The organism is Azospirillum sp. A23 (assembly GCF_042938965.1).
GTDB classification, from domain to species: domain Bacteria; phylum Pseudomonadota; class Alphaproteobacteria; order Azospirillales; family Azospirillaceae; genus Azospirillum; species Azospirillum melinis.
This window is the reverse complement of record NZ_CP170664.1, coordinates 572,784-598,681: the sequence shown is the minus strand read 5'-3', so window position 1 is coordinate 598,681 and position 25,898 is coordinate 572,784. Positions and strand designations below refer to the sequence as shown.

Here is a 25,898-nt window from a genome sequence, read left to right as displayed (position 1 = left end):
GAGAATTTCCAGGAACAGGTCAATCGCGCTTATAGGAACAAAGCGATATCTCAACAATAGGATAGGATCTGCGCTGTTGCAAACAGCCAGCGCAAGCCACATCCCTACCGGGCAAGTTTGTTGTCAGGCCGACCGGTCCGTCCCCACTTTCGGCCGCGACCACATTCCAAGCCCTGACCGGTCCAGCTTCGGCTTTCCCGATAGAGAAACAGGGGTGATCCGAAGAGGCGTAGCCTTTCACCATGTCTGCCGCAAGCTCGCAGGGCCGTGTCCAGCCCAGGCTATGCGTTCCAAGATGTCGGTACGCCAAAACCGGCGAAAAGCCTTTCCAGGCTCGCCTGCACCAACCAACCCGCTGATTTTAAAGAAGGGAGGGTGGTGCCCAGGGACGGAGTCGAACCGCCGACACGGGGATTTTCAGTCCCCTGCTCTACCAACTGAGCTACCTGGGCATCTCAGCGCCGCTTGGTGGGTGACCGTTTCGGTCGGTGCGGCGCGTCGTGTGGGGCGCTTTTTAGAGAGGTTCGGACGGGCTGTCCAGAGGAAAATTCAAAAAATTTTCGACCCCTCTCACAGCCCCTCGTCAGGGTCGGATCCGCCCGGAACATCGGCGGTTTCCGGGCCTTCGATGCGGTAGACTCCGCCCAGCCAGCGCGACAGATCGATGTCGGCGCAGCGCTTGGAACAGAAGGGGCGGGTGGCCGGCTCGGTCGGGCGGCCGCAGATCGGACAGTTGCTGCCCGCCTTGGTGCCCGCCTGGGCCTGGGGCCGTGCATGGGGCTGGGAGCGCTGCGGTGCGCCGGGGGAGAGAGGGTTGGACAAGGGAAGGCCTCCGTAACGAACTGTAAGCAGTCAGGGGCGCAGCAGGGCCGCCAGCGGCGTGCCGCGGCGGGCCCGGGTCAGTTCGACCAGGCCCAGTTTGGACATGCCATACACTTGGGTCTGCACCGGGTCGCTTTCCACCGCCTGCGACAAGGCGGCCAGCACACGCTCGGCATCGCCGCGGCTGCGCATGTTGACGAAATCCACCACCACGATGCCGCCGACATTGCGCAGGCGAAGCTGGCGGGCGATCTCCGCCGCGGCGTCGAGGTTGACGTCCAAGGGGTTGCCGCGCTCCCCGGCATTCACGTCGACCACCGTCAGTGCCTCCGTCCCCTCGATCACCAGCGAACCGCCGAGCGGCAGCGGCACCCGGACGTCGAGAAGCCCGGCAATCGCAGAGTCGAGGTCGCGCAGGTCGAACAGACGTTGGGCGTCCGTGTGGCCGCCGAGGCGCGGCAGCAGGTCGGGGGCGTGGTGGCCGCACCAGTCGCGCAAGGTCGACAGCAGCGGCCCATCGCCGATCCTGATTCCGCCGGCGGGCGGCGGGTCGTCGACCAGGATGGCGGCCGGGGCGGCGGCTCCCTGCTCGATCAGGGCGCGGGTGGGGGCGTCGGGGCCGGGATGCAGAAGACGTGGGGCGGAGCCGGCGCGGGCGTCGTCGCGGATGGCGCGCCATTGCAGGTGCAGCGCTTCCGATTCGGCGGCCAGCAGCGCGTCGGATACCTGGGCGGCGCCGGCGCGCACGATCCAGCCGGCGCCGGTGGCAAGCTGTTCGATGCGGCGGGCCAGTGCTGCGCGCTCCGGACCGGAGCCGAGGCGCTTCGACACCGCGATGTCGCGGCCGAGCGGGGCATGCACCAGGAACCGGCCAGGCAGGGTGATGTCCATCGTCAGCGACGGACCCTTGGCTCCGGCGGCATCGGCCTTCACCTGCACCAGCACCGGCTGGCCGGTGCGCAGCAGCGCGCCGATGGGGGCCTGCTTGGCGCCCGGCCGATGGGAGCTGGATTGGGCGCGGGAGTGCGGCTGGTCGTCGTCGAGGATGGGGCGGCGCACGTCGGCGGCCGGCAGCAGGCCGGACAGGCCATGTCCCGGGCCGTTCCCGAGGTCGACGAAGGCGCCGTTCAGGCCGGTGGCGATGCGCTCCACCCGGCCGAGGATGATGGCGCCGAGCAGCGACGGCCGGCCGGCATGGTCGATGTGCAGGTCGGTCAGGCGGCCGTCGGTCAGCACCGCTGCCCGCGTCAGCGGGCCGTCGCGGTCGACCAGCAGCTCAAGCCTGCTCATCGTTCGGATGGGGGATCGGAGGGTGCGGGAAACCGGCGCCGTGCAGCATGCCGGCGACCTCGTGCAGCGACAGCCCGACGACGTTGCTGTAGGAGCCGCCGATCCAGCGCACCAACGCCCCCGCCCGGCCCTGGATGGCATAGCCGCCGGCCTTGCCCTTCCATTCGCCGGACGCGATGTAGGCGTCGGTCTCCGACCGGTCGAGCACCTTGAAGGTGACGTCGGTACGGACCAGCCGGTCGATCCGGCGGTGACCGTCCCCGTCGGGCACCAGCAGCACGATGCCGCCGATCACCCGGTGCCGCCGGCCGGACAGCAGGGACAGGCAGCGTCGTGCCTCCTCCTCCCGTTCGGCCTTGGGCAGGATGCGGCGGCCGCAGGCGACCACGGTGTCGGCGGCGAGAATCCATGAATCGGGATGGCGCGCGGCGACGCACGACGCTTTCTCCGCCGCCAGACGCAGGGCGTGCTGGGGCGGGAGTTCGTCGCGCAGCGGCGTTTCATCGAGATCGGCGGGATCGACCGCGTCGGGCACGATGCCGATCTGGCGCAGCAGGTCGAGCCGGCGGGGCGAGGCCGAAGCCAGCACCAGCCGGGGCGCCTTGGACGGGATCGTCACGGGGAACCGCGATGCAGCAAGGATGCTACTTGAACCGGAAGGTGATGCGGCCCTTGGTCAGATCGTACGGCGTCATTTCCACATTGACGCGGTCGCCCGCCAGGACGCGAATCCGGTTCTTACGCATCTTGCCGGAGGTGTGCGCCAGAACCTCGTGATCGTTGTCGAGCTTCACCCGGAACATCGCGTTCGGAAGCAATTCGACGACGGTCCCGGAAAACTCGATCAGATCTTCCTTTGCCATAGGCCCTTATGTCCGTCCTAATAGTTTCGCGGCAATAACTGACCTTCCAAGGCCGCCGGGTCAAGGGGGATTCCCACCGCCGATGCGTTCGGCCGCAGCCATTCGCGCGGGGCAGCCCCGCGTTGCGTGCCGGAGATGCCCCCTGACCCGCGTCCCGTCAGACCGACTGGTAGGGGTTGAGTGGCGATGCACCGCCTTCTTCCAGGCGGCGCGGCTGGTCCATCGCCTTGCCGATCGCCGCGAACATCTCGCGCTGGTCGATCTCCATGCGGCGCGTCAGACGGCCGACGGTTTCCGCCGCATTGAGCGCGCGGCCGCTGGATCTGTCGTGGAACAGGTTGTGATTGGCCTTGGCCGCGCTGGGCAACAGGTCGGCGGCGACCGCCCCCGGCGTCGATTCGGCGGCGCGGATCAGCTTCGCCGCCCCGCCGGAGCCCAGAACATAGGCCATGCGGCTTTCCGATTCGCTGGCCGGACGGCCGAGCCGCTTCTCCAGCGCCTCGCGCCCTTCGGCCAGATAGCGGGCGGCCATACCTGCCGACAGGTCGACGTCGTGACGCAACTCCAGGATCTGGCGGCGGATCGCCGGGTCCTTGACGCTGGACACCCCGTTGCGGACCTGGATGTGCGAGGCCAGCTCGCCCTGGCCATAGGCGGCGCCGTGGCGGCGGAACAGGTCTAGCCAGGTCGATTCGAGGAACTGGAACGGGCCGGCGGCGGAGCTGCGGCTGTTCTTCGCCGCACTGTCCAGCCCGCTTTCCTGGGTCGCCTGGGCGAGGATGGCGGTGAAGCTGTGGCCCGACAGGCCGGCGACCTGCTGCGAGGCGACCAACACCCGCGTGGCGGTCGGATCCTCGGCAGCCACGGCCTTCACCGCCTCCGCCACCTTGGCGGAACTGGGTGTCGGGGTTTGGGCCAATGGGGTCTGGGCCGGTGCCGCCGGCTTCAGTCCCGGCAGGGGCGCGCGCGGCGCTGCGGTCTCCGCGGACGCGGAGTCGGAGGCCAGCAGGACCGGCGCTTCGGGCTTGGCGGCGGGAACCGGCACCGTGCTGCCATCGGCGAGGCGGATGGGGGTGACCGGCTTGGCCGCGGGCAGGGGAACCTGGGTCCCGTCGCTCAGCAGGATCGGGGCCGGCGGTTTGGCGGCCGGTAAGGGCGGCGTCTTCTGGCCGTTCGCCGGCCGGCCGACCGGCACGGTTCCGGCGCCGGTCCGGCTGGTCCGGACCAGCGTGTCGCGGAAGGACGGCTCGCCGACGGTGCCGTCGGTGAGCGCGGGGGAAGCGTCGGGCTTGCGCTCCGGAACTGGGGCGAGAGGGGGCTGCGCAACCTTCATGGCACACACTTCGCTACGGACCGGCCGAGCCTGCCGGGAGAAAGCCCCGTACGGCCATGCTCCACGAGCGTGGGCATGGCCGGACGGGTGCAGGCACTATAGCACCGACTCGTCAGCGATGTGCGATCAACTGTGGGCACGGGGCATCGTCCCCGGCCTCATCCTCACCCTCGCCGGGGAGCGGATCGTCGGGCAGCGGATCGTCAAGATGCGCGACGCGCGCCCAGCGGCCGATGGCTGCCAGCAGCTTGGATTTTTCCAGCGGCTTGGCCAGATGGGCGTTCATGCCGGCCTGCAGGCAGCGCTCGACCTCGATCTGCATCACGCCGGCGGTCAAAGCAAGAATCGGGATGCGGCTCTCCGGGCCGGGCAGGGCGCGGATGCGGCGGGTGGCTTCCAGCCCGTCCATCACCGGCATCTGCACATCCATCAGCACGAGGTCGTAGGGCTGTTCCTGCACCGCGGCCACCGCGGCGGCGCCGTCGTCCACCGCATCGACCTGATGGCCGACCCTGGTCAGCATGGTCACCGCCAGATCGCGGTTCATCGCCAGATCCTCCGCCAGCAGGATGCGGGCGCTGGCGCCGCCGGACTCGACAGGGGACAGGATGGCGTTGTCGGGCTGGATCGCGGCGCTGCCGGCGGGCAGCAGAGGCAGCGAGAACCAGAAGGTGCTGCCGGTGCCGAGCTGGCTTTCCATGCCGATCTCGCCGCCCATCAGCTCCACCAGCCGGCGGCAGATGGCCAGCCCCAGCCCGGTGCCGCCCCGCCCGCGCTCCAGCTGGGTGAAGCGCTGGAACAGGTCGCGCTGCCGTTCGGGGGCGATGCCGATCCCGCTGTCGGTGACGGTGAAGGTGCAGATGCGGCCTCCCCCCTTGCTGCTGTCCTCGATCGCCTTCACCGTCAGGCGGACCGAACCGCGGTCGGTGAACTTCACCGCGTTGCTCAGCAGGTTCAGCAGGAGCTGGCGCAGCCGGTCGGGGTCGCCCATGACGAAGCCGCGGGCGGTGGCCGAGATGCTGGTCTGCAACTCCAGCCCCTTCTGCTCCGCGGCCAGCCGGACGATGGCGACGCAGCGGTCGGCCAGATCGTCCAGCCGGAAGGGCACGCTGACCAGATCGAGCCGCCCCGCCTCCAGCTTCGACAGGTCGAGCACGTCGTTGATGACGGTCAGCAGCGACCGCCCGGCATCGCGCACCTGCGAGGCGTAGCGCCGCTGTTCGGCGGTCAGCGGGGTTTCCAGCAGCATTTCCGCGAACCCGATCACGCCGTTCATCGGCGTGCGGATCTCGTGGCTCATGGTGGCGAGGAATTCCTCCTTGGCGCGGCTGCCGGCCCGCGCCTCCTCCATGGCGGAGCGCAGCTCCTGCTCGCGCTGCTTCAGGCGGCGCGACATGTTGTTGAAGGCATGGGAGACGACACGGAATTCATGGGGCGCGCGGTCCGCCTCGATCACGGTGCCGCCGCCGCCGTCGCCGATGCGGGTGGCCGCGGTACCGAGTTCCCACACCCAGCGCAGGACCGAGGCACGCAGCAGCACCCACAGGGCGGTGACGCTGACCAGCGCCGCGATGGCGAGCAGGCCCAGGCTCTGCCACAGATCGCGCCGGGCCTCCGCCATGATCGGCCCGGTCGGCATGCCGACGGCGAAGACGGTGTCGGTCTCGTCCGAATGGCGGAAGGCCCACAGCCGGCCGCGGCCGTCGGCGCTTTCCGCATCCAGCGTGCCGTCCTTCTCGTTCAGCATCTGGCGGATATGCGGCATGTTGCCGATGTTGCGGTTCAGCCAGCCTTCCGGGTCGGGCTGGCGGGCCACGATCACGCCGTGGCGGTCCAGCACCATGACGCGGGCGTCGGGCTGCTTCAGCACCTTCACCAGGTCGGTCAGCCAGGTGAGGTCCACCGCCACGCCCATGACGCGGATGATCCGCCCATCCTCGATGATCGGGCTGGCGACGATGATCAGCGGCTTCAGCGAGCGCTTGCCGATGATGAAATCGCTGACCACCCAGCTTCTGGTGTCCAGCACGCGCTGGAAATATTCGCGTTCCCGCAGGGTGATGCCGGCACCGGGGCCGGTGGTGTCGCAGATGATGTTGCCGTCGGCGTCGGTCAGCCAGACGCCGGTGGTCCAGCGGTGCTGGCGCGGCATCGGCGCCAGGGTGGCGACGCAGGCGTCGGTGTGATCCATCGTCGCGTTGCGGATGGCCGGCACCAGCGACAGCACGCCAAGCAGGTTGCGCGCCTCGCCGATCAGGTCGTGCTGGCGCTCCACCCCGTCGTCGGCCAGATGCTGCGCCAGTTCGCGCGCCGCGTCGATGTGGTCGTCGAGCTGCTGGTCGGCGAGATAGAGCGCCCCCACCAGCGGCAGCGCCAGCGAGGCCAGCACCACGCCCATCAGGCGGGCGCGCAGGCTGCGCGGGCTGAAGGCGCGGAGCAGGCGGTGCATCGGACCTGCGGGCATGGATGACGGCTCTCCGCGGGAATGTTCGTCTACGCCCCCGAGCCTAAGGCGTCGCGCGGCGCGTTGCGATGACACAGCTCAATAGCACTGGCGGAGATGCAAAGTGAACACGGAGCCGCGCAGAAAGTTGCAGAATACCAAATTTATTACCGACCGTCCCGTGTGGTGGGCGGTTCGACAGACCAGAGCCTGTGCGAGCATTTGACGGCCGTCAAGGCCGGTGGGGTGTGCTTCGGGGATGTTTGCGGCATTGCGCCGACCTGGGGTCAAGGGAACTTCCGCCATGCACACGGAAAGCGAGCATAGGGTCATGCCGGCACGGACGGGCAGCGTCGCACCGGCCGGCTGGGGGATCGGCATCTTTCCCGGCGTTTCCCGGCAGCGGGTGCGCCGCTTTCTGCTGATGCTGCACCTGACGCTGGGACTGGCGGTGGGGGCGCTGCTGGCGGTGACCGCACTGACCGGCAGCCTGCTGGTCTTCTATGTCGACATCGACCGCATGCTGACGCCGGAACTGGTGCTGCCGGCCGGGCAGGAGGCCGGGCGGAATGCTCCGGTCCCGCTCGACCGGGTGGTGCAGGCCCTGCGCGAGGCCCATCCGGCCCGCGGCGGCGGCTGGCGGCTGGAGCTTCCCGACGGGCCGGACCATCCGATCATGGCCCGCTACATGAAGCCGGAGGAAACCGCGGGCAAGTCCTTCGCCCCGCTGATGGTGGCGGTGAACCCCTACAGCGGCGAGGTGCTGTCCTCCCGCTTCTGGGGCCGGACGGCGATGACCTGGGTCTACGACCTGCATTACCTGCTGCTGGCCGGCGAGGGCGGACAGCTGGTGCTGGCGCTGGGCGGGATAGGCAGCCTGCTGATCCTTGCCAGCGGGGTCTATCTGTGGTGGCCGGCGGCAGGAAAATGGGGGCGGGCCCTGCAACCGCGCCTGCGCTCCGGCTTCGTCCGGCAGGTGTTCGACATCCATGTGCTGGCGGGCGTCTATGGCCTTGTCGTCCTGCTGCCGCTGATCGTGACGGGGATCGTCATGGAGCGGCCGGACTGGGTGAAGCCGGTGGTGGAACGGCTGTCGCCGATGACCGCACCCCCCGTTCTCGTATCCGCCCAGGATGGGACGGCAGTGGGAGCCGATGCCGCGCTCGCCGCGGCGCTCGCCCGTTTCCCGCAGGCCGAACCGCGCTGGGTCGAGGTGCCGGGGCAGGGCGGCGGCGCCTACCACATCCGCCTGTTCCAGACCGGCGAGCCCGGCTGGCGCTTTCCCAAGACCAGCGTGTGGGTGAATGGCGGCGACGGCACGGTCATGGATGTCCGCGACCCCACCCGCTGGACCTTCGGCGACGCCTTCTTCGGCTGGCAGCATCCGCTGCACAACGGCGAGTGCTTCGGCCTGTGCTGCCGCATCCTGGTGGCGGTGGCAGGTCTGCTGCCGGCAGTGCTGCTGGCGACCGGGACGGTGCGCTGGCGGCAGAAGAAGCGGACGCGGCCGGCGCGGGCCGTCTGACCGCCGGCAAACCGCCGAACGGTCAGACGGTCGGCCCGCGGGACAGCGGGAAGCGCTGTTTCATCTTGGCCATCAGGCCGTCGCGGACCTGGCGGTAGGCTTCCAGCATGGCGTCGCGGGTGCCGTCGACCAAGGTGGGGTCGAAGGTGTTCCAGAACTCCACGTCGCAGGCCATGGTGCGCGTCATTTCGATGGCGCGGTGCTGCGCTTCCGGCGACAGCGAGACGATCAGGTCGAAGTTGGTGTCTTCCAAATCCTCGAAGGTGCGGCAGCGGTGCTTGGACAGGTCGATGCCGATCTCCTCCATCACCGCGACGGCGAAGGGGTCGACCTCGTCGCCCTCGCGGACGCCGACGGAATCCACATAGACGCGGGTGCCGTGGTAATGGCGCATCATCGCCGCCGCCATCGGCGAACGGATCATGTTGTAGGTACAGGCGAACAATACGCTCGTGACCGGCAGAGGGATGAGGACCGAGGTCGCCGCCATGGCCTTGCCCGGTCCGTCAGCCGCGAATGTGCAGGACGCAGATCAGCGTGAACAGCCGGCGCGCGGTCTGCAGGTCCATTTCCACCTTGCCGGCCAGCCGTTCGCGCAGCATCTCGGACCCCTCGTTGTGCAGGCCGCGGCGGCCCATGTCGATGGCTTCGATCTGCGACGGCGTCGACCGCTTGATGGCGGCGTAATAGCTCTCGCAGATCAGGAAATAGTCGCGGACGATCGACCGGAAGCCGGTGATCGGCAGCATCAGCCGGTCGAGTTCGCTGTTGTCCTCGCGGCGGATGTCGAAGACCAGCCGGTTGTCCTCGATCGACAGATGCAGGTGGTACGGCCCGTCCTCTGTGAAGTCGCAGGGGCAGAACTCGTTGTCCTCCAGCAGGTCGAAGATGGCGACGGCGCGCTCATGCTCGACCTCCGGCTTGTGGCGGACGACACTCCGCTCGTCGAGCGTCACATGGGTGATGCGCCGCTTGCCCTTTGCCGTCGTCACGCCCCGCCTCCCCGTTTGCCAGTGGCCGCTTCCCAGAAGCCGCTTCTTAGTCTTTGTAACCCGGCAGCCGCTGGGCGACGGAGCGCGCATGCGCCTCCAGCCCCTCGGCCATCGCCAGCGTCACCGCCGCCGGGCCGATGGCCCGCAGGCTGTCGGCGTCGCAGGCGACGAAGGTCGTCCGCTTCATGAAGTCCAGCACGTTGAGGCCGGAGGAGAAGCGGGCGCTACGCGCCGTCGGAAGCACATGGTTGGGACCTGCGACGTAATCGCCGATGGCCTCCGGCGTGTAGCGGCCGAGGAAGATGGCGCCGGCATTGCGGATCTTCGCCGCCAGCGCATCGGGATCCTCCACCGCCAGCTCCAGATGCTCCGGCGCCAGCCGGTCGACCAGGGCGGGGGCGTCGGCCATCAGGTCGCCGACCAGCACGATGGCGCCATGCTCGCGCCAGCTCTCGCCGGCGATTGCCGTGCGCGGCAGCGTCTCCAGATGCCTGTCCACCGCCGATGCCACCGCATCGGCGAAGGCGGCATCGTCGGTGATCAGGATCGACTGGGCCGAGGTGTCGTGCTCGGCCTGCGACAGCAGATCCATGGCGATCCAGGCCGGATCGTTGTGGCCGTCGGCGACCACCAGGATCTCCGACGGGCCGGCGATGCTGTCGATGCCGACGAGGCCGTAGACCTGCCGCTTGGCGGCGGCGACGAAGGCGTTGCCGGGGCCGACGATCTTGTCGACCGGCCGGATCGTCGCCGTGCCGTGGGCCAGCGCCGCGACCGCCTGCGCACCGCCGATGCGGTAGATCTCGTCGATGCCGCAGCGCTTGGCGGCGGCCAGCACCAGCGGGTTGATCGCCCCGTCCGGCGTCGGCACCACCATGACGACGCGCTCGACGCCCGCCACTTTGGCCGGCAGGGCGTTCATCAGCACCGAGGACGGGTAGGAGGCGGTGCCGCCCGGCACATAGAGGCCGACGGCGCCGACCGCCGTCCAGCGGGCGCCCAGCCGAACGCCGACGGCATCGCGGTAGTCGGTGACCTCCGGGATCTGGCGGCGGTGGAACTCCTCGATCCGCGCGGCGGCGAGGTCGAGCGCCTCCAGCGTCTCCGCCGAGCATTTGGCGGTCGCCGCGTCGATCTCGTCCCGGCCGATGCGCAGGGTGTCGACGGTCAGGGTCTGACGGTCCCAGCGGGCGGTGTAGTCGATGAGCGCCGCGTCGCCGCGGCTGCGGACCTGATCGATGACGCCGGCGACCAGCGTCTGGACATCCTCGCTGGCCTCGCGCTTGGCATGCAGCAGCGCCTCGAACCCGGCGGCGAAGTCCGCGTCGCGAATATCAAGCCTGACGGGCATTCACCGCCTCCCGGAACTTGTCGATCCACTGAGAAATCTCGGTCGTCCGCGTCTTGAAGGCGGCGCGGTTGACGATCAGGCGCGAGGTGACGTCGGCGATATGCTCCACCTCCACCAGCCCGTTGGCCTGCAGCGTCGAGCCGGTGGAGACCAGATCGACGATGCGGCGGCACAAGCCCAGCGTCGGCGCCAGCTCCATGGCGCCGTTCAGCTTGACGCATTCGGCCTGGACGCCGCGCGCGGCGAAGTGACGCTTGGTCACCTCCGGGTATTTGGTGGCGACGCGCACATGGCTCCAGCGCGACGGATCGTCGCTCTCCAGCATCTCCGCCGGTTCGGCGACCGACAGCCGGCAGGCGCCGATGCCGAGGTCGAGCGGCGCGTAGATCTCCGGATAGTCGAACTCCATCAGCACGTCGTTGCCCGCCACGCCGAGATGGGCGGCGCCGAAGGCGACGAAGGTCGCCACGTCGAAGGAGCGCACGCGGATGATGCTGAGGTTCGGCACGTTGGTGGCGAAGCGCAGAAGCCGGCTCTTGTCGTCGTCGAAGGCCGGCTCCGGATGGATGCCGGCATGGGACAGCAGCGGGCGCAGCTCCTTCAGGATGCGGCCCTTGGGCAGGGCCAGCACCAGCTGGTCGTCAACCGGTGCGGCCACCGTGGCGGCCGTCACCCCTTGGAGACTGGGATCGGCGGACAAAACACTCTCCTCGCTTCGCTCGCCGGGGCGGTGTGTCGGCCCCGGATGAACCATCGACGCGATAGATAGCACATTCCAGGCGCCCGTCACCTGTCACTGTCGCGCCTGCAAGATTTAACGGGAAAAATATGCTCAATAAGAAATTTCACACAAAACGCAAAAATGGGTTTGACCAAACTCCATCGAAAGGGTAGATAAAAATCCATGGACGCCCCGCCGGGCATCCCGCGGCAATTTGACCAATGCAGCTTGCGCCGCGTCACCAAACGCTAAAGCGCCACGATACCGGTCGTGGACCTCTTCAAGAAGGAGAGACCGGAATGACATCGCGAGTTTCCGCTCCCCCATCCGCGCTTCGGACCGCTTTCCCGGCCTGCATGATGCGCTCGGGCCTGTGTTGCCGCTGACCTCGCGGCCCAGAAACACAGCGCCCATCCCGTACATCCGCCGATCCTGACGATCAGGTCCTGAACGCACTTGCGCCGCCGCCCCGCCATGACGAGGGCCGGCCGCGCGCCCAAACCCATCTGGGGGGAGCATTCCGCCATGTCCCACGCCAACGCCTACGCCATCGAAGTCCAGGGCCGGTCCGCCGGCATCGTCGTCGCCGAACGTGGCGGCTTTACCTTCTTCGTGTCCGATTGGGCTTTCCGCGATCTCGACCGCCGCGTCTTCCGCAATGTCGGACAGGCCCAGCGCGCCGCCCACCAGCATTACAGCCGGCTGCCGGACACCCGCCGCCGCTGATCCCCGATAAAAGCCCGCCGCCAAGAAACCCGCTGCTGAAAATCCTGAGGAAAGTCCCGATGAAGCGCATCCTGATGTCGGTGGCCGTCGCCGCCGGCCTGTTGACCGCCGCGACCTCCGCTTTCGCCGCTCCGCTGAAGCTGGGCGTGTCGGCCGGTCCCTATGGTGAGATCCTGGAATTCACCGCCAAGCTGGCCGCCAAGGAGGGCATCGAGGCGCAGGTGATCGAGTTCACCGACTGGAACATGCCCAATGCGGCACTCCAGGCCGGCGACATCGACGCCAACAATTTCCAGCACCAGCCCTTCCTCGACAATCAGGTCAAGCAGCGCGGCTACGACATCGTCTCCGTCGCCAAGAGCGTCGTGGTGCCGATGGGCGTCTACAGCAGCAAGGTGAAGGCGCTGGCCGACCTGAAGCCGGGCGCTTCGGTGTCGATTCCCAACGACCCCACCAACGGCGCCCGCGCCCTGTTCCTGCTGGCCAAGGCCGGCGTGATCGGGCTGAAGGAGGGGGCCGGCCTCAACACCACCATCGCCGACGTGGTGAACCCGAAGGGCATCAAGCTGGTGGAACTGGACGCCGCCCAGCTGCCGCGCTCGCTCGACGACGTGGATGCGTCGGTCATCACCCTCAACTATGCCGTGCTGGCCGGGCTGGAGCCGAAGAAGGCCCTGGTGCTGGAGGATGACCAGTCCAAGTGGAACCTGGTGTGGGCGGTCCGCAAGGATCGCATAGAAGACCCGACGATCAAGCGCTTCATTGCGCTGTATCGTTCGCCCGAAGTGCGGCAGTTTATCGAAACGCGCTTCAACGGTTCCATCATTCCGACGTGGTGAGGGAGGCTGGGGGACGCTGGACGTCCCCTTTTGCCGATTAAAAGATGATAACGCTAACAAACATTCACAAGACTTACGCGGCGCGCGGCGGCGGGGCTCCGGTCCATGCGCTGGCCGACATCGACCTTTCCATCGCACGCGGCGAGGTCTTCGGGATCATCGGCCGGTCCGGTGCCGGCAAATCGACGCTGCTGCGCACGGTCAACCTGCTGGAAAGCCCGAGCTCGGGCAGCGTCAAAGTGGACGGGGTGGAGATGACCGCCCTGTCGGCGGCGGAACTGCGGCAGGCCCGCCATTCCATCGGCATGATCTTCCAGCACTTCAACCTGCTGTCCTCGCGCACCGTCTTCGACAATGTGGCGCTGCCGCTGGAACTGGCCGGCATGGCCAGAGCGGAGATCCGCAAGACGGTGGAGCCGCTGCTCGACCTCGTCGGGCTGGCCGACAAGCGCGACCGCTACCCGGCGGAGCTGTCGGGCGGGCAGAAGCAGCGCGTCGGCATCGCCCGCGCGCTCGCCAGCAAGCCGAAGGTGCTGCTGTCGGACGAGGCGACCTCCGCGCTCGACCCGGAGACGACGACGCAGATCCTGCATCTGCTGGGCGACATCAACCGGCGGCTCGGCCTGACCATCGTGCTGATCACCCACGAGATCGCCGTCATCAAGGAGATCTGCCACAAGGTGGCGGTGATGGAAGGCGGCCGGGTGATCGAGCAGGGGCCGGTCTTCGACATCTTCGCCCACCCGAAGCACCCGACCACCCGCAGCTTCGTCGATCCCGTCATCAACCGCGGCATCCCCGACAGCCTGCGCGACCGGCTGTCGCCCCAGCCCGGCCTGGGGAGCAACCCGGTGCTGCGCATCACCTTCACCGGCGCGAAGGCGACCACCCCGGTCATCAGCGCCATCAGCCGCCAGCTGAACCTGGACCTGAACATCTGGCACGGCCAGATCGACGAGATCCAGGGCGCGCCCTTCGGCACGCTGGTGGTGGAGGCGCTGGGCGATCAGGCCAAGGTGGATGCCGCCATCGCGCTGGTCAAAGAGAACAATCTGGGTGTCGAGGTGTTGGGCCATGCTCTCCCCGCAAATCATTGACCTGCTGATCAAGGGGCTGATCGACACGCTGCAGATGGTGGCGGTGTCGGGCGCCATCGGGACGCTGATCGGCCTGCCCATCGGCGTGATGCTGGCCGTCACCGGCCGGGGCGAGCTGTTGCAGAACTTCGCCTTCAACAAGGTGATGGGGGCGGTGGTCAACATGACCCGCTCCACCCCCTTCATCATCCTGGTGGTGGCGATCATCCCCTTCACCCGACTGATCGCCGGCACCTCCATCGGCACCAACGCCGCCATCGTGCCGCTGACCGTCGCCGCCGCCCCCTTCATCGCCCGCGTGGTGGAGAATGCGGTGCGCGAGGTCGACCGCGGTCTGGTCGAGGCGGCGCAGGCGATGGGCGCCACGCCGTTCCAGATCATCCGCAAGGTGCTGCTGCCGGAAGCCCTGCCGGGCATCGTCGCCGGCCTGACCCTGTCGGCGGTCAGCCTCGTCGGCTATTCCGCCATGGTCGGCGCCGTCGGCGGCGGCGGCCTGGGCGACCTCGGCATCCGCTACGGCTATCAGCGCTTCCTGCCGGAGGTGATGCTGGCGGTGGTGATCGTGCTGATCGTGCTGGTGCAGATCGTCCAGTCGACGGGTGACCTGATCGCCCGCCGCGTCAACAAGCGCAATCTGAAGTCCTGACCCGAAAACCTGACCTGACCCAAAAAACCTGAGGAGTGTTCGAGATGCTGCGCTTCCGTTCGCTGGCTTCGCTGCTGGCCGGTGCCGCCACCATGGCCGTTGCTTTCGGCGCGTCGGCCGAAACGATCAAGGTCGGCGTCACCGCCGGTCCGCATGCCCAGATCCTGGAAGCGGTGAAGCCCATCGCCGCCAAGGACGGGCTGGACATCCAGATCCTGGAATTCACCGACTACGTCATCCCGAACCAGGCGCTGGCCGGCGGCGATCTCGACGCCAACAGCTTCCAGCACCAGCCCTATCTGGACAACCAGGTGAAGGACCGCGGCTTCGATCTGGTCAGCGTCGGCAAGACGGTGGTCTATCCCATCGGCATCTATTCCAAGAAGGTGAAGAGCCTGGAAGAACTGCCGGCAGGATCCAAGTTCGCCATTCCGAACGACCCGACCAACGGCGGCCGCGTCCTGCTGCTGCTCCAGGCCAAGGGCCTGATCAAGCTGAAGGACGGCGGCACCCTGAAGGCCTCGCCCATCGACATCGTCGAGAACCCGAAGAAGCTGGAGATCGTCGAGCTGGACGCCGCCCAGCTGCCGCGTTCGCTGGACGATGTGACCGCCGCCGCCATCAACACCAACTTCGCGCTGGAAGCCGGCATCGACCCGGTCAAGGACGCCATCGCCCGCGAGGCGGCCGACAGCCCCTATGCCAACGTCATCGCCGTCCGCAAGGCCGACAAGGACAAGCCCTGGGTCGCCAAGCTGGTGAAGTCCTACAACAGCCCCGAGGTGAAGGAGTTCATCCTCACCAAGTTCAAGAACGCCGTCGTTCCCGCGTTCTAAAGGGTCTGCGTTCCGAGGCTGGCGAGGGCACGCCCGGCGGCGCTGAGCGCGTCGCCGAGCGTGCCGCCCGGTTCCGGGCAGACCAGCCGCATCGACGGATACCAGGGCCGGCAGCCGGTGCCGAGCGCCGTCCAATCCCCCGCCGGCCCGATCCGCCAGACCGGCACGCCCAGCGCGCCGGCCATCTCCGCCACCGAGGTTCCGGCGGAGATCACCAGATCCAGCGCCGCCGTCAGGGCCGCGGCACCGTCGAGGTCGTTCCTCAGGTCGAGCGGTGGGCGGTGGATGGCGATGCCGAAACGCCGTTCGGCGTCGGCGAGTTCGGCCTCGCACTCGTCATATTGCAGGGTGATCAGCCGCAGGCCGGGCAGGGTCAGGATCGGCGCCCAGTCGGTCAGCGGGGCGTAGTTGGCGTCGCGCGCCGCACCGCGCAGGCCGCTGCGCCAGCACAGGCCGACGGTCAGGGCGGAGCCGGTACTCCCCACCCACTCCCGCCACCGCTTCACCGCCGCCTCGTCGGCGCGCAGCCAGCCACCCTGCGTCGCAAAGCTCTCCAGCCCCCAGCCCAGCCGCAATGGCAGTGACCCGGCCGGGATGTGACAGTCGGCATCCGCCGGATCCCCGGTCGCGGCGCGCACCGTCGCCTGCGGGAAGGAGCGCGCGAACAGCGCCGCCAACCGCGGCTCGCATTCCACGATGACCCGGCCTGCGGCTGAGAGAGTGCGCGCGATCAGGTCGGGGTAGCAGGCGCTGTGCATCAGCTCGTCGCCCACCCCCTGCTCGCGCCAGACCAGCAGCGTCTTTCCCGTCAGGTTGCCGCCATCCCAGGCGGGCATGCGGAAGCGCCGGTCGGGCAGTGCCTGTCCGGCGGCGAAGCGCGCCTCCAGACCGGTCCAGCCGGTGACAAGGTCGCCTTGCGCCAGCGCCGCATAGCCGCGGTTGAAGGCGGCGAGCGTCAGGGCCGGGTCGTCCTCCACCGCCTGCCGGTAGGCCGCATCGGCCTCGACCGGGCGGCCGGCGGCATGCAGGGCGTTGCCCTGGTTGTAGCGCCACTCCGCCCGTCCGGGCTCCAGCGCCAGGGCGCGGCCCCAGCCCTTCAGCGCGGCGTCGAGCCGGCCCTGCCGCTGCCGCAGATCGGCCAGCCCGGCCCAGCCGGCGCCGGTTCCGGGCGCGAACAGGATCACCCGCCACCAGGCCAGCCCGGCGGCGGCGCCATCGCCCGCCCGCTCCAGCGCCAGGGCGAGGTTGCCCAGCGTGGCGAGATCGCCAGGGCGGCCCTGGAGCGCCAGACGCAGATGGGCGACCGCCTCCGCCGGCCGGTCGAGCGCCAGGGCGGCCAGCCCCAGATTGCTGACTGCCGCCGGATCGCCGGGTCGCAGGCGCAAGGCCCGGCTGGCGGTGCGCTCCGCCTCGGCGGCATGGTCGGGGTTGCGCAGGGCCTCGGCCGACAGGGCGGTCCAGGCCTCCGCGACCGCGGGGTCGAGGGCGAGCGCCCGCATGAGGAAGGGCTGGCCTTCCCCGCCCATCGCCTGCCGCGCCAGCCCGGCATTGATCCACAGCCCGGCATGGAAGGGGGCGAGGCGCCGTGCCGCGTCGGTCGCCTCCGCCGCGTCGGCCGCCGCTCCGCGGGACAGCCGCAGGGCACCGAGATTGCCGAGCGCCTCGACATCCTCGGGCGCGAGCGCGGCGGCGGCCTGCCAGTCGGCCTCGGCGTCGGCGAGCGCGCCCATCTCCTGCCGGGCCAGGGCGCGGCGCTTGTGGCGGTCGGCGCTCGGCTCCGCCGCGATGGCGCGGGTCAGCAGGGTGTCGGCGATGTCGGGGCGGCCGGCCTGCTGGCCGAGCAGGGCGTAGCCCTCCAGCGCCGCCGGCACCTCGCCGCCCTGGTCAAGGATGCGCTGATAGGCCTTCTCCGCCTCCGGCCAGCGGCCCGACCCGTGCAGATCGCGCGCTTCGGCCAGCCACTCCTCTATTGGCAGGGCAGGGGGCAGAGCAGCAGGAACCAGGCGGCGCAGGTCCGCCGCCATGCGCGCCAGCACGTCCGGCAGCCCTTCGCCGGGGCGGGCGCTCCACAGCCGCATCGACGGGAACCAGGGGCGCACCCCGGTACCGAGCGCCGTCCAGTCGCCGGCCGGACCGAAGCGCCAGACCGGCACGCCGAGCGCGCCCGCCATTTCGCCGACCGAACTCGCCACCGTCACCACGAGATCGAGACCGGCGATCAGCGCCGCCACGCCTTCCAGATCGTTCTTCAGGTCGGTGCCGGGCCAGCGGTGGACCGTCAGGCCGAGTTGCCCTTCGACGGCGGCGATCTCCGCCTCGCGCCCGTCATATTGCAGGGTGACCGGGATCAGACCGGGCAGGGTCAGCAGCGGCGCCCAGTCGGCGAGCGTGGTGTAGGAGGCCTTGCGCTCCCCCAGCATGTTCTGGCTGCCCCAGCAGATGCCGACGCGCAGGCCCGGCCCCAGTGCCGCCAGCCGGTCACGCCACTCCGCCAGTCGCAGCGGATCGGGCGCCAGCCAAAAAGGCCGGGCGGGGAAATCGGCGAGGCCGGGGCGCAGCAGCCGGGGGAGCGATCCCAGCGGCAGATGCGTGTCCGCGTCTTCCGGGGCGGCGGCTGGATCCGCCGTCTGCGCCCGCACGGCAACGCCGGGCAGGGCGCGGCCGACCAGGCCGGTCAGGCGGGCATCGACCTCGACGACCAGCCTGTCCGGGCCAAGCCGCTGCGCAAGGTCGGGCAGGGCGGTGCCGAACATCAGCTCGTCGCCCAGCCCCTGCTCGCGCCAGACCAGCAGGCGCCGGCCGGTCGCGCCATCCCAGGCAGGCAGGGGGAGGCTGCGCCCGGCCGAGACGCGGCGGGAGGCGAAGCGCGCCTCGTACTCCTCCCAACCGTCGGCCAGCCGGCCGCGGCCGAGCAGCCGCAGGGCGAGGTTCCAGCGGGCGAGCGCGAAGCCGGGAGCATGGATCAGGGCCTGGGCGTAGAGCGCCTCCGCCTCCTCGCCGCGTCCCTGCGCCTCGCGCAGCAGGGCGAGGTTGACCATCGTCTCGGCATCGCCGGGGGCGAGGCGCAGGGCCTCCAGATGCGCCGCCTCGGCCTCATTGATGCGGCCGGTCTCCTTCAGCACGACGCCGAGGTTGGTCAGGGCGGTGGCATGGCCGGGGTCTAGCCGCAGGGCATGGCGCAACGCCGTTTCGGCCTCCGCATAGTCGTCCTGCGCCCGCAGCAGCGTGCCGAGATTGGCCCAGGCCTCGGCATAGCCGGCATTCAGGTCCAGCGCGCGGCGGTAATGCACGCCGGCCTCCGCCAGCCGGTCCTGCTCCTGGAGCACGCTGCCCAGGCTGTTGTGCGCTTCGGAATAGGCGTCGCGGAGCGCGAGCGCCCGGCGGTATTCCGCCTCCGCCTCCGCCAGCCGGCCAAGCGCGTGCAGCGCAAGGCCGAGATTGGCGTGCTGTTCGGCGACGCCGGGGCGCCGCGCGACGGCCTGCCCGATCAGGCGGACGGCTTCGGCATCCAGGCCGCGCTGGTGGTGCAGCACGCCGATCAGGTGCAGCGCATCGGCGTTCCGCCCGTCGGCGGCCAGCATGGCGCGATAGGCGCGCTCCGCCCCGTCCAGATCGCCGGTGCGGTGGTGGGCCAGCGCCTCGCGCAGGAGGGCGGCCAATCTGGCCGGGAGTTTGGAGGCGGCGCTGGAAGGCGGCATGGGGCGGTGGCCGGATCGGAAAGAACGTGTCGCTTCGATAGCATGAGTCGGCGGGATGGCGCGTAAGCAAAATCCCAAGAACATTCAAGGGGACTGGCGCGGCACATTTCATTCTGTATACTTGCGCTCAATTCGGTCCAGGCTAGGCTTTCTTGGCCGATCTCCATCCAAAAGGCGTATATCTTGAGTAAGACTGCAATCATTGTCGATGACAGCAAGCTTTCGCGCATGCATGTGCGGGCCATGGTCTTGCGCAACAAGCCGGACTGGACAGTGGTCGAGGCCGCGAACGGCGGCGAACTCTTCACGACGTTGCAGGACACGCCGGTCGATGTTGCGATCATCGATTACAACATGCCCGGCGACAACGGCGTGGAGACCGCGGCCAAGCTGCGCCAGAGCCATCCGGGCATCCACATCGCCATCATCACCGCCAACGCCCAGGACGCGGTGGTGTCCGGCATCCGCGGCGTCGGCGCCGCCTTCATGCCCAAGCCGCTGGAGGAGGAGCAGGTCGTCCGCTTCCTGAACTCCACCGCCCTGCCGCTGCGCCGCCCCACACAGCCGCAGCAGGAGTGACCGCATCCCCATGCTGAGCGATCTGGAGCGCGACGCCCTGGCCGAACTGGGCAACATCGGCATCGGCCGGGCATCGACGGCGCTCGGCCGCATGCTGGGCGGGCTGGTGACCCTGTCGGTCCCGACGGTGGACATGGTGCCGCCCGACACGGTGGCCGAGCTGCTGGACCGGGCGCTGACGCCGCCGCTGGTCGGCATCTCCGAAACGCTGGGCGGCCTGTTCGCGGGCTGCGCCCTGCTGGTCTTCCCCCAGGCCGGCAGCATGGCGCTGGTGCGCGCCGCCCTGCCGCCCGACGTCCCCGTCGAGGAGGTGCCGGAGCTGGAGGACGAGGTGCTGGCGGAGCTGGGCAACGTCGTCCTCAACAGCGCGCTGGCGCTGGTCGCCAACCTGCTGGGCGAACCGGTGGAGACCGGCCTGCCGGCGGTGTTCCGCGGCGATGCGGCTGAGGTGCTGCGGGGCTGTTCGGGAACGGTTCCGACGGCGGAGGGGGCCGCGGTGCTGTTCCACATCGATCTGCGCACCAGCCTGCCGGGCGGCGAAGGTGTCGTGGTCGGCGGGCGGATGGTCCTGCTGCTCGACGCCGGCTCGGCAGGCGCGCTCCAGGCGACGCTCGGCCGCTATATCGGGCGGCTGGTGGCGTGACGGCAACAAGAACAACCGGCCGGAAAAACGGGTAAGGACGATGGCACTCATCAAGAAGACCAAGATCGACACGGCGCGTAACGACCGGACCAAGCCCGGCGCCAATGCCGCCGACGAGGGTCCGGACCGCTCCGCTCCCGTCTCCGCTGCCGAGTCTGCGCCGGCCGCCGCCACTGCGAGCGTGCCGCAGCGCCGCCGGGCGCGCGCCGATTCGCGCCGTCGGCAGGCTGCCACCGGCATCGCCGCCGCCTCGACCGAACTGGCCAGCGGCATCAGCCAGGCGGCGTCGGCGGCGGAGGAACTGCGCCGGGCGATGGAGCAGATCGCCGCCGGAGCCGAGCAGTCGGCCGGCGCCACCCAGCAGTCGCAGCGCATGATCGGCCGTGCGTCGGAACTGCTGACCCGCTCGCGCAGCACGGCGGAACAGGCGGTGCTGCGGGTCGAGGCGTTGCAGGCGACGCTGAAGGACGTCAGCGGCCAGATCCTGTCCTCCATCGAGGGCATCGTCCGCGCTGCCGAACGGCAGGAAGCCTCGGTGCGTCTGGTCCGCGACCTGGAGGCCCAGGCCCGCGAGATCGGCACCATCGTGCAGAGCGTCGCCGCCATCGCCGACCAGACCAACCTGCTGGCGCTGAACGCCGCCATCGAGGCGGCCCGCGCCGGGGAAGCCGGCAAGGGCTTCGCCGTCGTCGCCGACGAGGTGCAGGCGCTGGCCGAACGGTCGGAGCGCAGCGCCAACGACATCCAGTCGATGGTCAGGGAAATCCAGGATGCGGTGGCCGCCATCGCCGCCGGCATCGTCGCCTCGTCGGATGCGGCCAAGGCGGAAGTGGAGCGCGGCCGCAGGATCGTCGAGCAGCTGGAAGGCGTGCGGTCGGACATGTCGACCCTGGTCCAGGGTGCGCAGGAGACGATCCGCGCTGCGGTCGAGGCCGATCAGGCGGCGCGCGAGGCCCTGCGCGGGGCGGAGACCATCGCCGCCAGCGCCGAGGAACAGTCCGCCGCCGCCGAGGAGGCGCTGAGGACCGCGGGCGAGCAGGCGCTCGCCCTCAACCAGAGCCAGCGCGCGGCCGGCCAACTGTCGGAAATTGCCGAGGATCTGGAGGGCACCGCCGACCTCGCCGCCACCGCCGACGAACTGGCGTCTGCCGCGGAGGAGCTTTCGGCCGCCATCGAGGAGATCAATCGGGGTGCGGCGCAGATCATGACCGCCATCGGCCAGATCTCCGGCGGGGCGCGCTCCCAGAGCGCCGCCACCCACCAGCTGGCTTCGGCGATCTCGGAGATCGACGCCGCGGCGACGCTGGCCGCCGGGCGGGCCGGAGACTCGGTGGAACGCTGCGGTTCGATGGAAGCGCTGCTGGGCGAGACGCGGGACACCATCGGCCGGCTTGCCGACGGCATGCTGGAGGCGGTGGAGTCCTCCCGCCGGGCAGGGGACCGGCTGGACGCGCTGGACCGGATCGGCCGGCGCATCGACAAGGTGGTGGACGCCATCGCCACCGTCGCCATCCAGACCGGCATGCTGGCGGTCAGCGGCTCCATCGAGGCGGCGCGGGCAGGCGAGTTCGGCCGCGGTTTCACCGTGGTCAGCGGCGACATCCGCAAGCTGGCCGGCGACAGCGCCGACAGTGCGGAGCGGGTGAAGGACATCGTCCGCGACATCCAGGACCAGATGCTGCGGGTTCGCCGCGACGTGGACGAGGTGTCGGCCACCGCGGTGACGGAGATCGCGCGCCACCGCGCCTTCGGCGTCACCCTGACCGCCAGCGCGCAGGAGCTGCGGGTGGTCACCGCCGGCAGCCGTGAAATCCTGGAAGCCGCCACCGAGACGACCGGCGCGCTCCGCGAGACCCGCGTGGGGGTGGAGCAGGTGGCCACCGCCGCCGCCGCCGCGAACCTCGCCGGCACCGAAGCGGCCAAGGCCGCGCGCGAGCAGGCGAAGGGGGCCGAGGAACTGGCGTCGGCGATCGAGGAGATCGCGGCGATGGCCGACAGCCTGCTGGGCGCGGCTTGACCGCCGTGGCCGGGAAGGCGCCCCGGGAGGCGGGCGGAGAGACGGACGGCGTTCTCGACTTCGTCACGGTGACGGTCGCCGACCTGCGCCTCGCCCTGCCGCTGCCGGCGGTCCGCGCGGTGATCCGGCTGCCGGAGCTGGTGCGCATCCCGCTGGGGCCGTCCAGCCTGGACGGGCTGGCGCACTGGCATGGCGACGCGGTGCCGGTGCTGGACCTCGCCGGGGCGCTGGGCAGGCCGGGCGGCGCGGTGCCGACGCGAGAGACGCGGGTGGTGCTGGTCGGGCATCGCAGCCAAATGGGCGGCCAGACGGGCGGCCAGACGGTGGGTCTGCGGGTGGATGCGATGGCCGGCATCCTGCGCAGCAACCCCGACCGCATCGATCCGGTGACGCAGGAGGAGGGCGGGCTCGACCCCGCCATGCTGGACGGCCTGCTGCGCGACGGCCCGGCCACCATCCTGAAGCTGGATGCGCTGATCGACCGCCAGTTCGGCGATCCGGCGGAGATGGAGCGGACGGACCGGGGCTCGGCCTCGGCAACTGCCGGCTTCGGTCCCGTGCCGGCCGGCGGAACCGGTGCCGTGGGCGGTTCCAAAGCAGGGATCGACCGCCAGGCCCTGCTGGTCTTCGAAGTCGCGGGACAGGAATTCGCCCTGCCGGTGGACCGGGTGCGCGAGGTTCTGCCGGCCCCGCGCGAGGTCACCCGCATGGCGCGGTCGAAGGCACATCTGCTGGGCGTGATGGCGGTGCGCGACCGGCTGCTGCCGCTGGTGGGATTGCGCGCCCTGTTCGGGCTGGAGGAGGCCGGCGGGCATGAATCCAGCGGATTGGCGGCCGGGCGCCGCGTCGTCGTGGTGCGCTCCGGAGGTGGGCAGGCGCCGGTCGGCGTGCTGGTGGACGAGGTGCGCGAGATCCTGCGGATCGACCCGGCGCTGATCGACCCGGTGCCGCCGCTGCTCGCCCGCGAGCCGGAATTCGAGGATCTGGACGGCATCGCCAGAGCCGATGGCGGGGCGGATGGTGCGGCCGGCGGCGGCCGGCGGCTGGTGTCGGTGCTGTCGGCGGAGCGGCTGTTCCGCCATGGCGCGGCAATCGGCGCAGAGGGCGGCGCAGAGGCCGGCGCTGCGGAAGTGGGCGGACAGGGGGACGGGATGGAACCGGTACGGCCTGCGGACGGTCCCGATGGGACCGGCGGCGCGGGGGAACGCTTCGTCGTCTTCCGCCTTGCCGGGGCGGAATATGGCCTGCCGGTCTCCGCCGTGCGCGAGGTGCTGCGCCGGCCCGACGGCATCACGCCGCTGCCCAATGCGCCCGACTTCGTCGCCGGCGTGCTGACCCTGCGCGGCGAGGTGTTGCCGCTGATCGACCAGCGCCGGCTGCTCAAGCTGCCGGCTGCCGACTCTAGAAGCGGGCTTTCCGCGACCGGGCCTGCCGGGCTGGAGCGCGGGCGCGTGGTGGTGGTCGGGCGCGACGGGCTGCTGGTCGGGCTGCTGGTCGACGGGCTGTCCGGCCTGCTGACCGTCCCGGTGGAGCGCATCGGTCCGGCCCCGGTGGTGTCGGCGGCGCAGCGCCGGCTGATCCGCCGGGTGGCGTCGCTGGATGTGGCCGGGGATGCGGCCGGCGCCGCCCGCCTGATCCTGCTGATGGATGCGGACAGCCTGCTCGACATGGACCGACTGGCGGAGCTGCCCGTTACCCCGCGGTGACGGACGGATGGGGGACGGCGTGCTGACGGTTCTGGTGGTGGACGATTCCGCGCTGATGCGCCGGCGTATCGCGGATCTGCTGGTCGAGGCCGGTTTCCGGGTGGAGACCGCGGCGACGGGGGAGGAGGCGCTGGCGCGCCTGCCGGAGGTCGATCCGGATGTGGTGACGCTGGACATCACCATGCCCGGCATGGACGGGCTGACCTGCCTTGCCCGCATCATGGTGGAGCATCCCAAGCCGGTCGTCATGGTCTCCGCCCTCACCGGGGCGGGGGCGGGGGAGACGCTGGAGGCGCTGCGGCTGGGAGCGGTGGAGGCGGTGCAGAAGCCTGCCGCCGGCTCCATCGGCCGCATCGGCGAGGAGTTGGTGGAGACGGTGCGCGCCGCCGCATCCTCCCGCCCGCGCCGGGTGCACGGCCTGCGCGAACGGCTGCGGCTGGCCCGCGCCCGCATCGTGGGCGAGGATTTCGTGGCGCCCGCACCGCCGGCGCCGCCCTCCGTGGCGGTGGATGGGGAGGTCGAGGGCGTGGTGCTGGTCGGCGTGTCCACGGGCGGGCCCAGCACGCTGGAGGACATCCTGCCGCTGCTGCCGGCCGGCTTCCCCTGGCCGGTGGTGGTGGCGCAGCATATGCCGGTCGCCTTCACCGCGACGCTGGCGCGGCGGCTGGACGAGATGTGCGCGCTGAGCGTGGTGGAGGTGGAGCGGGCGACGGTGCTGGAGCCGGGCATGATCTGCATCGCCCGCGGCGGCGCCGACGTGGAGTTGGCGCGGCGCGGCGGGCGGTTGCAGGCGGTCTGCGTGCCGGCCTCGCCCGACAAGCCCTGGCACCCCAACGCCGACCGGCTGGTGACCAGCGCCATGCGGCTGCTGCCGCCGGACCGGCTGGTCGGGGTGCTGCTGACCGGCATGGGCAATGACGGGGCGGCGTCCATGGCCGAGCTGCACGCCCGCGGCGGCCGCACCATCGCGGAATCGGAGGACAGCGCCGTGGTCTTCGGCATGCCGCAGGAGCTGATCCGGCGCGGCGGTGCCGGCGTCGTCCTGCCGTCGGACCGGATCGCCGGCCAGCTGACCCGCTGGCTGTCACCCGCCGTGCGGCGGGCCGGACCCGCGCCGGGCAGGACGGACTAGGGAGTGACGCCATGGGACTTGTGAAGAAAAAAGCCGCTCCGCAGGCTCCCCTGGCGGACTCCGGGGTTGCGCGCGATCCGCTGGCCGCGCTGGAGGATGCCGACGCCGCGGTCCGTCGCGATGCCGCCCATGGGCTGGGCCACAGCCCGCCGCCGGGTGCCGAAGCGGCGCTCGCCCACCGGCTTCAGGCGGAGGGCGACGCCGGCGTGCGCGAGGCCATCCTGACGGCGCTGGCCCGCATCGCCAGCCCCGCGGCGGCGGCGGCCATCATCCCGTTCCTCGACCGCGAGGATGCGGCCTTGCGCAATGCGGCGCTGGAAAGCCTGCAGCAGATGCCGGCGGAGATCGCCGCCCCGGCGCTGCTGCCGCTGCTCGACCATGCCGATGCCGACCTGCGCATCTTCGCGGTGCAGGGGCTGGGAAGCCTTGTCCATCCGGACCGTGCCGAGTGGCTGGCGCGGGTGATGGAGCGCGATCGCGACGTGAATGTCGGCCTCGCCGCGGTGGAGGCGCTGGCCGAGGCCGGCAGTCCGGAAGCGCTGTCCAGCCTGGAGACGCTGGCCCGCCGCTTCCCCGACGACGCCTTCGTCGCCTTCGCCGTCGATGCCGCGCGTTCCAGCTTCCGCGGACGGTGAACGG

At 70.3% G+C, this 25,898-nt stretch carries 23 protein-coding genes and 1 tRNA gene; 12 read left to right on the top strand and 12 right to left on the bottom strand.

All coding sequences use genetic code 11. From position 1 onward, the window contains the following. Nucleotides 1–376: 376 nt before the first annotated feature. The 7 genes from ABNQ40_RS08155 to ABNQ40_RS08125 form a co-directional block, all read right to left on the bottom strand. Nucleotides 377–452 (bottom strand) — tRNA-Phe (locus ABNQ40_RS08155). 118 nt (nt 453–570) lie between these two features. Next, nucleotides 571–822: a DNA gyrase inhibitor YacG gene (locus ABNQ40_RS08150; RefSeq protein ID WP_109050365.1), complete on the bottom strand. Its 252-nt coding sequence runs from the start codon at nt 820–822 to the stop codon at nt 571–573. A gap of 30 nt (nt 823–852) precedes the next feature. After that, nucleotides 853–2,112: a ribonuclease E/G gene (locus ABNQ40_RS08145; RefSeq protein ID WP_109050366.1), complete on the bottom strand. Its 1,260-nt coding sequence runs from the start codon at nt 2,110–2,112 to the stop codon at nt 853–855. Further along, a complete protein-coding gene (locus ABNQ40_RS08140) occupies nt 2,099–2,731 on the bottom strand; it encodes a nucleoside triphosphate pyrophosphatase (RefSeq protein WP_109050367.1) in 633 nt (210 codons plus the stop codon). Before ABNQ40_RS08140 ends, ABNQ40_RS08145 begins: the two co-directional genes overlap by 14 nt. Before the next feature lie 25 nt (nt 2,732–2,756). Beyond that, the gene (infA, locus tag ABNQ40_RS08135) at nt 2,757–2,975 is read right to left on the bottom strand and encodes a translation initiation factor IF-1 (protein WP_012977999.1); all 219 of its coding nucleotides are present in this window, start codon (nt 2,973–2,975) and stop codon (nt 2,757–2,759) included. Nucleotides 2,976–3,132: 157 nt separating this feature from the next. Further along, nucleotides 3,133–4,308, bottom strand: coding sequence for a lytic transglycosylase domain-containing protein (locus ABNQ40_RS08130; RefSeq protein ID WP_109050368.1), 1,176 nt, complete (start codon nt 4,306–4,308; stop codon nt 3,133–3,135). Between the two features lie 112 nt (nt 4,309–4,420). Continuing rightward, a complete protein-coding gene (locus tag ABNQ40_RS08125; RefSeq protein WP_109050369.1) occupies nt 4,421–6,772 on the bottom strand; it encodes a hybrid sensor histidine kinase/response regulator in 2,352 nt (783 codons plus the stop codon). A gap of 283 nt (nt 6,773–7,055) precedes the next feature. Here ABNQ40_RS08125 and ABNQ40_RS08120 point away from each other — a divergent pair, with 283 nt between their 5' ends. Beyond that, nucleotides 7,056–8,276 carry a PepSY domain-containing protein gene (locus ABNQ40_RS08120; protein WP_247879845.1) on the top strand — a complete coding sequence of 407 codons (1,221 nt, stop codon included), beginning with the start codon at nt 7,056–7,058 and terminating at the stop codon, nt 8,274–8,276. Nucleotides 8,277–8,298: 22 nt separating this feature from the next. On the opposite strand, the gene ABNQ40_RS08115 is transcribed toward ABNQ40_RS08120, so the two are convergent. From ABNQ40_RS08115 to hisG, 4 genes are read right to left on the bottom strand one after another with little or no spacing between them, the layout of a single operon-like run. Then, nucleotides 8,299–8,766 carry a low molecular weight phosphatase family protein gene (locus ABNQ40_RS08115; protein ID WP_109050371.1) on the bottom strand — a complete coding sequence of 156 codons (468 nt, stop codon included), beginning with the start codon at nt 8,764–8,766 and terminating at the stop codon, nt 8,299–8,301. 16 nt (nt 8,767–8,782) lie between these two features. After that, nucleotides 8,783–9,268 (bottom strand): UPF0262 family protein, encoded by a 486-nt coding sequence (locus ABNQ40_RS08110; protein ID WP_098736075.1) that lies wholly within the window; start codon nt 9,266–9,268, stop codon nt 8,783–8,785. 46 nt (nt 9,269–9,314) lie between these two features. Next, the gene (gene hisD, locus ABNQ40_RS08105) at nt 9,315–10,619 is read right to left on the bottom strand and encodes a histidinol dehydrogenase (protein ID WP_109050372.1); all 1,305 of its coding nucleotides are present in this window, start codon (nt 10,617–10,619) and stop codon (nt 9,315–9,317) included. After that, a complete protein-coding gene (gene hisG, locus ABNQ40_RS08100; protein ID WP_391346054.1) occupies nt 10,603–11,373 on the bottom strand; it encodes an ATP phosphoribosyltransferase in 771 nt (256 codons plus the stop codon). Before hisG ends, hisD begins: the two co-directional genes overlap by 17 nt. A gap of 492 nt (nt 11,374–11,865) precedes the next feature. Here hisG and ABNQ40_RS08095 point away from each other — a divergent pair, with 492 nt between their 5' ends. Genes ABNQ40_RS08095 through ABNQ40_RS08075 form a run of 5 tightly spaced genes read left to right on the top strand, consistent with a single transcriptional unit; the run spans nt 11,866 to nt 15,484 of the window. Then, entirely contained in the window at nt 11,866–12,066 is a 201-nt protein-coding gene (locus tag ABNQ40_RS08095) for a hypothetical protein (RefSeq protein WP_045583820.1), read from the top strand. A gap of 59 nt (nt 12,067–12,125) precedes the next feature. Further along, nucleotides 12,126–12,905, top strand: coding sequence for a MetQ/NlpA family ABC transporter substrate-binding protein (locus ABNQ40_RS08090; RefSeq protein WP_109050373.1), 780 nt, complete (start codon nt 12,126–12,128; stop codon nt 12,903–12,905). Between the two features lie 44 nt (nt 12,906–12,949). After that, nucleotides 12,950–14,002: a methionine ABC transporter ATP-binding protein gene (locus tag ABNQ40_RS08085; protein ID WP_109050374.1), complete on the top strand. Its 1,053-nt coding sequence runs from the start codon at nt 12,950–12,952 to the stop codon at nt 14,000–14,002. Continuing rightward, entirely contained in the window at nt 13,980–14,648 is a 669-nt protein-coding gene (locus ABNQ40_RS08080) for a methionine ABC transporter permease (protein ID WP_098736071.1), read from the top strand. The genes ABNQ40_RS08085 and ABNQ40_RS08080 overlap by 23 nt, the downstream gene beginning before the upstream one ends. Before the next feature lie 44 nt (nt 14,649–14,692). Beyond that, nucleotides 14,693–15,484 carry a MetQ/NlpA family ABC transporter substrate-binding protein gene (locus tag ABNQ40_RS08075; RefSeq protein WP_109491001.1) on the top strand — a complete coding sequence of 264 codons (792 nt, stop codon included), beginning with the start codon at nt 14,693–14,695 and terminating at the stop codon, nt 15,482–15,484. Here ABNQ40_RS08075 and ABNQ40_RS08070 read toward each other — a convergent pair. Continuing rightward, nucleotides 15,481–19,182 carry a tetratricopeptide repeat protein gene (locus ABNQ40_RS08070; RefSeq protein WP_391346051.1) on the bottom strand — a complete coding sequence of 1,234 codons (3,702 nt, stop codon included), beginning with the start codon at nt 19,180–19,182 and terminating at the stop codon, nt 15,481–15,483. The two genes, ABNQ40_RS08075 and ABNQ40_RS08070, sit on opposite strands and share 4 nt — an antisense overlap. 183 nt (nt 19,183–19,365) lie before the next feature. Between ABNQ40_RS08070 and ABNQ40_RS08065 the strand changes: the two genes are divergently transcribed. Genes ABNQ40_RS08065 through ABNQ40_RS08040 form a run of 6 tightly spaced genes read left to right on the top strand, consistent with a single transcriptional unit; the run spans nt 19,366 to nt 25,894 of the window. Continuing rightward, nucleotides 19,366–19,761, top strand: coding sequence for a response regulator (locus ABNQ40_RS08065; protein ID WP_109050376.1), 396 nt, complete (start codon nt 19,366–19,368; stop codon nt 19,759–19,761). A 10-nt stretch (nt 19,762–19,771) separates the two neighbouring features. Further along, a complete protein-coding gene (locus ABNQ40_RS08060; protein ID WP_109050377.1) occupies nt 19,772–20,404 on the top strand; it encodes a chemotaxis protein CheC in 633 nt (210 codons plus the stop codon). A 40-nt stretch (nt 20,405–20,444) separates the two neighbouring features. After that, nucleotides 20,445–22,421 carry a methyl-accepting chemotaxis protein gene (locus tag ABNQ40_RS08055; RefSeq protein ID WP_391346046.1) on the top strand — a complete coding sequence of 659 codons (1,977 nt, stop codon included), beginning with the start codon at nt 20,445–20,447 and terminating at the stop codon, nt 22,419–22,421. A gap of 5 nt (nt 22,422–22,426) precedes the next feature. Continuing rightward, nucleotides 22,427–24,127, top strand: a complete 1,701-nt coding sequence (locus tag ABNQ40_RS08050; protein ID WP_391346093.1) for a chemotaxis protein CheW — start codon at nt 22,427–22,429, stop codon at nt 24,125–24,127. Between the two features lie 19 nt (nt 24,128–24,146). After that, nucleotides 24,147–25,259, top strand: coding sequence for a chemotaxis-specific protein-glutamate methyltransferase CheB (cheB, locus tag ABNQ40_RS08045; RefSeq protein WP_391346091.1), 1,113 nt, complete (start codon nt 24,147–24,149; stop codon nt 25,257–25,259). Between the two features lie 11 nt (nt 25,260–25,270). Beyond that, nucleotides 25,271–25,894 (top strand): HEAT repeat domain-containing protein, encoded by a 624-nt coding sequence (locus tag ABNQ40_RS08040; RefSeq protein ID WP_391346044.1) that lies wholly within the window; start codon nt 25,271–25,273, stop codon nt 25,892–25,894. Nucleotides 25,895–25,898 lie beyond the last annotated feature (4 nt).